The organism is Peterkaempfera griseoplana, assembly GCF_001418575.1.
Taxonomy (GTDB): domain Bacteria; phylum Actinomycetota; class Actinomycetes; order Streptomycetales; family Streptomycetaceae; genus Peterkaempfera; species Peterkaempfera griseoplana.
This window is the reverse complement of sequence record NZ_LIQR01000442.1, coordinates 1-6,457: the sequence shown is the minus strand read 5'-3', so window position 1 is coordinate 6,457 and position 6,457 is coordinate 1. Positions and strand designations below refer to the sequence as shown.

Annotated in this window: 5 protein-coding genes; 4 read left to right on the top strand and 1 reads right to left on the bottom strand. The window is 72.1% G+C overall.

What is annotated here, in order from left to right; genetic code table 11:
* Positions 1-349, bottom strand: a 349-nt coding sequence (locus AOK09_RS29180; protein ID WP_175609361.1) for an amidohydrolase family protein, incomplete at its 3' end; no start/stop codon positions are given.
* A 335-nt stretch (positions 350-684) separates the two neighbouring features.
* Between AOK09_RS29180 and AOK09_RS29175 the strand changes: the two genes are divergently transcribed.
* The 4 genes from AOK09_RS29175 to AOK09_RS29160 form a co-directional block, all read left to right on the top strand.
* Complete coding sequence (locus tag AOK09_RS29175; RefSeq protein ID WP_055590241.1) at positions 685-2,049, top strand: cytochrome ubiquinol oxidase subunit I; 1,365 nt, start codon at positions 685-687, stop codon at positions 2,047-2,049.
* Complete coding sequence (locus AOK09_RS29170; RefSeq protein WP_055590240.1) at positions 2,042-3,325, top strand: cytochrome d ubiquinol oxidase subunit II; 1,284 nt, start codon at positions 2,042-2,044, stop codon at positions 3,323-3,325. The genes AOK09_RS29175 and AOK09_RS29170 overlap by 8 nt, the downstream gene beginning before the upstream one ends.
* Entirely contained in the window at positions 3,322-5,082 is a 1,761-nt protein-coding gene (locus tag AOK09_RS29165) for an ATP-binding cassette domain-containing protein (protein WP_055590239.1), read from the top strand. Before AOK09_RS29170 ends, AOK09_RS29165 begins: the two co-directional genes overlap by 4 nt.
* Positions 5,079-6,457, top strand: a 1,379-nt coding sequence (locus AOK09_RS29160) for an ATP-binding cassette domain-containing protein (RefSeq protein WP_055590238.1), incomplete at its 3' end; no start/stop codon positions are given. The genes AOK09_RS29165 and AOK09_RS29160, both read left to right, overlap by 4 nt.

Genomic DNA, 6,457 nt, shown 5'->3' with positions numbered 1-6,457 from the left:
TGGGTGTGCGGGCCACCTGCTCGCGCAGCATGGCCAGGGCCTGGCGCAGCGAGGTCACACCGTCCCAGCGCAGTTCCAGGACGTAGTTGAGGCCTCCCCGGATCACATGCAGATGCGCGTCGTTGAGGCCGGGCACGACGCGTCGGCCGAGCGCGTCGACGACGGTGGTGGCGGGCCCGACATGGGGAGCGACCTCCGCGTCGTCGCCCACGACCAGCACACGGCCGTCCCGGATGGCGAGCGCCCCCGCGTGCGAGCGACCGCTGTCACCGGTGTAGATCTTGGCATTGCGGACGACCACGTCCGCGGCGTCGTCGACGGCGCGGGGAACCAACCCGCCGACCGGCATCGTAGGCACTGGGCAGACTCCACAGGGTGAGGCCGGACGGGAATGTCGCAATTGCGTCCGGTGCGGGATACGGATGACTGGGGCCGGCCGAGTGGGCCCCAGGCCCACTCGGCTGCCGGAACAGGACGCTAGGACCTCCCCGCGTTCCCGTGTTGCCCAGCAGTGCACTTCTCCGGCCCGTGAGCGCACTGATCCGCCCTCGCCCGCACCTTGCACTGCGAGGAAATCGGTGGTGCACGGGCGGACAAAAGGAGGCCCGTCGGCGGCCCTACGGTGACGCGGCAGGCAGACGATTTCTGCGGAATCCCAGGAGAACACGACCGACAGGAGACACCGTGGCCTCGCCCGCAGTGGTGGAGATTTCCCGATGGCAGTTCGCCGTCACCGCGGTCTTCCACATGAGCTTTCCCGCGCTGACCGTCGGGCTCTCCGCCTTTCTGGCGGTGATGTACACGATCCATCTCAGGACCGGAAACCCGCTGTATCTCCAGATATTCCGCTTCTGGAAGAAGATATTCGCGGTCGGGTTCGGCCTCGGCGTGGTCGCCGGAGCGGTGATGACCTTCGAGTTCGGCCTCAACTGGGGCGGTTACGCCCATGCGGTCGGGCCGATCCTGGGCGTCATCATCGGCATGGAGGTCATCACGGCCTTCTTTCTGGAAGCCGGATTCATCGGCATCATGCTGTATGGCGACGGCCGGGTGCGCCCGCGGACCATGGCGTTCGCCTGCTGGATGCTCGTCGTGGGGACCCTGCTGTCCACCACCTGGATCCTGGCTGCCAACAGCTGGATGCAGGACCCCGTGGGCTTCACCGAGGTGGGCGGCCAGTTCCGGCCCGACGACTGGTGGCACGTACTGTTCAACCCGGCGTTCACCTACCGGTTCCCGCACATCCTGCTCGCGGTGCTGATCAGCGCCGCCTGGTTCATCGGCGGAATCGCCGCCTGGTACCTCGTCAAGCAGCGGGCGCTGCCCTTCGCACGCCGCACCCTGTCCATCGCCCTCGGGGTGCTGGCCATCCTGATGCCCGTGCAGCTCTACGTCGGGGACCAGACCGCCGGGTTCATGGGCGCGCACCAGCCGGCGAAGCTGGAGGCCTTCGAGGGCAACTGGAAGACCGACAACAACGGATACAACCTGCTCGTGGTGCCCGACACCGGCAAGGGCGAGAACCGGGTCCATGTCGAGATCCCGCACCTGGGCGCCGTGATCGGCAAGGACCTGTCCGGCAAGGCGAACGTCCCGGGGCTGCTGCGGACACCGAAGGACGAGCGCCCCAACATGTGGTCCGCCTTCTACGGCTTCCGGGCGATGTACTTCACCGCTCTGGCGATGTTCGCCATGGCCTTCGCCGGAGTGGTGCTGAGGCTGCGCGGCAGGCTCTACACGGCCCGGCGGTTCCACCGGCTGATGGTCTGGATGGCCCCGGCCGGCGTGGTGGCCATCAGCGGTGGCTGGATCACCGCGGAGACCGGGCGGCAGCCCTGGGTGGTCTACGGCCTGATCCGCACCGGCGACGCCGTCTCCCGTCTCTCCCTCGGCGCAGCGATCTCGAGCCTCACCGGCTTTGTCACCGTCTACGCGCTCCTGCTCGGTCTGTGGATCCGCTACATCGTCCGAACCGTACGGACCGGCCCGGAGCACCTGCTGGCCGACGTCGGCACCACCGCTCACCCCTCGGAGGTCAGTTGTGCTTGAGTACGCGTCGTACGCCCTGGTGCTCCTCGCACTCGGCGCCTATCTGCTGCTCGACGGGTACGACCTGGGCATCGGCATCCTCAGCCTGTTCGACCGCAGCGACCGGCGGCGCAAGGAGTACAACGAGCTGATCGCCACCGCCTGGGACGCCAACGAGAGCTGGCTCATCCTGGCGGGCGTCGCGCTGTGGGCGGGCCTGCCCGGTGTCTACGCGACCGTGCTGCCCGGCGTCTACCTGCCCCTGGTCGTCATGCTGCTCGCCATCGTGATGCGCGGCGCGGCCATCGAGCTCCAGAGCGCCACCCCCGGATACCGGCGCGGCTGGGGCTTGGTCTTCGGGCTCGCGTCGCTGGTCGCCGCCTTGTGCCAGGGTCTCGTCGTCGGGGCCCTGCTGTCCGGGCTGCCGCACCGCGGCGGGATGTTCACCGGCGGAACCTGGGACTGGCTGACGCCGTACAGTGCGCTCACCGCCCTGGGGATGGCATGCCTCCACCTGCTGGCAGGCGCCGCATGGCTGCAGGACAAGACGACGGGGACGGCCCACCACCGGGCGGGGCGGCTGGGCCGGCCACTGCTCCTGGCGGTGGCGGGAGCCTGCGTCGTCCTTGGAGTGGGGCTCCGGTTCTCGGACCCGCAGCACTTCCGGTTCGACCAGACGCTCCGGGCGGCACTGTTCGGTGTGGCGGTTGCGGTGGCCGCGGTCTGCGGGCTGACCGCCTGGTACGGCTTCGGCCGGCGGCCGGATTGGCGTCCGTTCGCTGCCGTGGCCGGTGCGGAGGCCGCGGGCCTGCTCGCGCTGGTCGCCGCCACCGCACCCGTCGTCGTCCCGCCCGACCTGACGGTGCGCGCCGCGGCCGCCCCGCACGCCTCTCAGATGTTCCTGGTCATCGGGGTGGGCGGCTGCATGCCGGTCGTCCTGGCGTACAACGTCTACGCGTGGTGGGTCTTCCGCGGCAAGTTCTCTCCGCCGCCGGAGACGGCCCCCGCTGCCGACCCGTCGGACGCCACCGCCACCGCTGCGGCACAGCGGCCCGCTGCGGTGGCGCAGGCACCGGGCGACGGTCCGCGTGCGGTCGTCGTGGCCCGGCGGGTGCTGCTGACGCTGCTGGGCGTTGCACTGGCCGCCGTCTCGCAGGATGTCTTCGGCGGCAAGGGGACGTGGATCGGTCCGACCGCGATCGCGGTGTGCGGTGTCACCGCACTCGCGGTGTGGATCCGGTCCGACCGCCGCGCTGCTGCCGACGGGTACTTCGATCTCGGGACGGCCGAGAAGTGAGCGACATCTCCGACCACCTCGCCCGGCTCGGCCGCGACGACGACGGGTCGGCCCGGCTGCTCACCGCATGGGCCGCGGTCGGCGAACCCGCCTTCCGGCGGGCCGGCACGCTGCGCGGACTGGCGGCTGCGGGTCAGGTCGTGTGGGCCGCCGGGCTCGGCTGGGCGGCCCAGGCCGCACTGCGGTCCCTGCACCAAGGCGTGACCCTGGCTCCCGTGCTCTGCGGTGCGGCCCTGGTCGCCGCCGGGCTGCTGCTGCGCGCAACCCTGCTCGCGGCCGCCGACCGGATGGCCGATGAAGGGGCGGCCGCCGTCCAGGACCACCTCCGCGGCCGTCTGCTCCGGGCTGCGCTGCCCACCGCGGGCAGGCCGGCCGAGCAGGTGTCCGACGCCGCCCTCGGTGAGGCGCTGGAGAACGAGGTGGGCCGACTGGCCGGGTGGCTGACCAGCTACGTCCCCGCCCGCCGCGCGATGCTGCTGGGCAGCGGCGTCGTGCTGGCCGCCGTACTGACCGGCAACTGGGCCGTCGCTCTGGTGCTGCTGCTGGCGACCCCGCTGCTGCCGTTCAACCTCAAGGTGATCGGCATGGGCACCCGCGCCGCTGTGCACGCCCAGCTCAGCGCCACGCGGACGCTGAACACCCGCCTGCTGGACAGATTGCGCGGACTGCCCACGCTCGTCGGGCTGGGAGCCGGCGAGGAGGTGGTGCGCGCGACCGAGGCGGACGACCGGGAACTGGCCGAGCGCACCCAGACCGTGCTGCGGGTGGCCTTCCTGTCGACCGCCTGGATCGAGCTGCTCATCACCCTGGCCATGGCTGTGGTGGCCACGTACTGCGGACTCGCCCTGCTCGGCTACCTCGACCTGCCGATCGTCCCTTCCACCATGACGCTGGGCAGGGCACTGTTCGTACTCGTCCTGACCCCGGCATACTTCGCCCCCGCCCGGGAGTTGGCCCGCGGCTACCACGCCCGCGCCGAGGCCGCCGCCGCGGCCGAGCTGATCGCCGGGATCATCGACACGACTCCGGCCACCCCGCCCCGCCCGTCCCTGGCCCACGCGCCCACCGCACGCCGGTCGGGCCGGACCAGCCCGGCCGGCGTCATCATGGAGCGCGTACGGGTCCACTACCCGGGGCGCGACGACCGCGCCCTGGACGACGTCACCCTGACCGTGCAACCGGGTTCCGTCCTGGCCATCAGCGGGCCCAGCGGCGCGGGCAAGACCACCCTGCTCTCGGTGGCGGCAGGCCTGCGCGTCCCGGACCGCGGATGGTGCCTGCACAACGTGAGTCCCGCAACGCTGCTCGCCTCGCCGGCCATGACCGCATGGGCCGGGCAGCCGTCCTACCTCCTCCCGGGCACGCTCCGCGACAACCTGCTGCTGGCCCGGCGCGACGCCGACGACCGGCAGCTGACGGAGGCGTTCGCCGCACTGGGCTTCGAGGAGCTGCTGACCGCGCTCCCCCAGGGCCTGGCGACCCGAGTCGGCGAGCGCGGCTGGGGACTGTCCTCCGGACAGGTGCAGCAACTTGTACTGGTCCGGACCCTGCTGCGCGACTCCCCGCTGCTGTGCCTCGACGAACCCACAGCCCATCTGGACCCGGACGGCGAGGCTCGCGTCATCGACGCCATCCGGATGCTCGCGCGCAGCCGTACCGTGCTGCTCACCACCCACAGCCCGGCACTGCTCGGCATCGCCGACGACATCGTGTGGCTGAGCCGGGGACGGCTCGCCGCGGTCGGGGAGGAGCGATGACTGCACTGAGGCTGCTGTGGACGGCGGCCGACCGCCGCGCGCGGCGCGACCTGCTGTTCGCCGCACTGCTCGCCGGGATCGCCGAACTCTGCGCCGCCGGGCTGCTGGGCGTGTCCGGTTGGTTCCTGACCTCCTGCGCGGTGGTCACCGTCCAGGCGAACACCACCTGGTCCTGGATGTACCCCTCGGGGGCGGTCCGCGCCCTCGCCCTGAGCCGCACCGGCCTGCGCTACACCGAACGCCTGGTCAGCCATGGTTCGCTGCTCGGCGCCACGGTCTCACTGCGCACCCGACTGGTGCGCACCGCGACCACCGTGCCGCTCCGCGAACTGCGCAACCAGCGCGACGGCGCCCTGATGGCCCGACTCACCAGTGACGTCGGCGCGGTCGCCGGAATGGCCGCCCAGGTCGTCCCACCGCTGGCCGGAATCGGCCTGACCGCCGCCGCCGTCGTCGCCCTGCTGCTGGTGGCGAGTCCGCCGGCGGGCACCGCCGAACTGCTCCTCCTCGCCCTCTCCGCATCCACCGCGGTCGCCGCCCACCGGCGGACCCGGAACCACCAGCAGGCAGCCGCAACCGCCCGCGCCGCCGCCCGCACCGCCCTGCTCAGCGCCCGCTCCGCGCTGCCCGAACTGCGCTGCCTCGGCGCCGTCGGCCTGATCCGCGACCAGGTCGCGCACTCCCTCCGCCGGGCACAACAGGCCGAGAACGCAGCCACGGCGCTGATGCGCCGGTCCCGGCTGCTGCTGCGGCTGCTGGCGATGACCGGCCAGACAGCGGTCCTGCTGCTCACGCTGTACGGTCCGGTGTTCCGCCAGCCGGCCGCCGCCGCCATCGGCGAGGTGCTGCTGGTAGCGGCGGGGTACGAGCTGATGGAGACGCTCCCCCACCTGCTCCGCGACCACGGTTTGGCTGCCGACGCCGCCCTGCGGCTGGCTGACCTGGCGAACCGCCCGTTCCGCAGCGGACAGAGGACCACGTCCCCGCCGCCCTCCGCAGGGCCGACACGGTCCCTGGTGGCACGCCAGGTATCCGCGGGAGCCGGCGACGACGGCACCCGGTGGTCGGCGGTGATCGGACCCCGCAGCGTCGTCGTGGTCACCGGACCGAACGGCAGCGGGAAGAGCACCCTGCTCCAGACCCTGGCCGGACGGATCACCCCTGCCGCCCCCGGGGCGGTACTCCTCGCCGGCGCGACTGTCGAGTCCCTGCCCACGAGCGTGGTCGCCGATACGCTCACCCTCGTCGAGGCGGACGACTGGATCGCCGACACGACCGTCGCGGACAATCTCCGGCAGGCCGCCCCCCAAGCGGATGACGACTCGCTCCGGGCCGCACTGGCCGCCGCCGCCCTGGACCAGCTCCCCCTCCACAC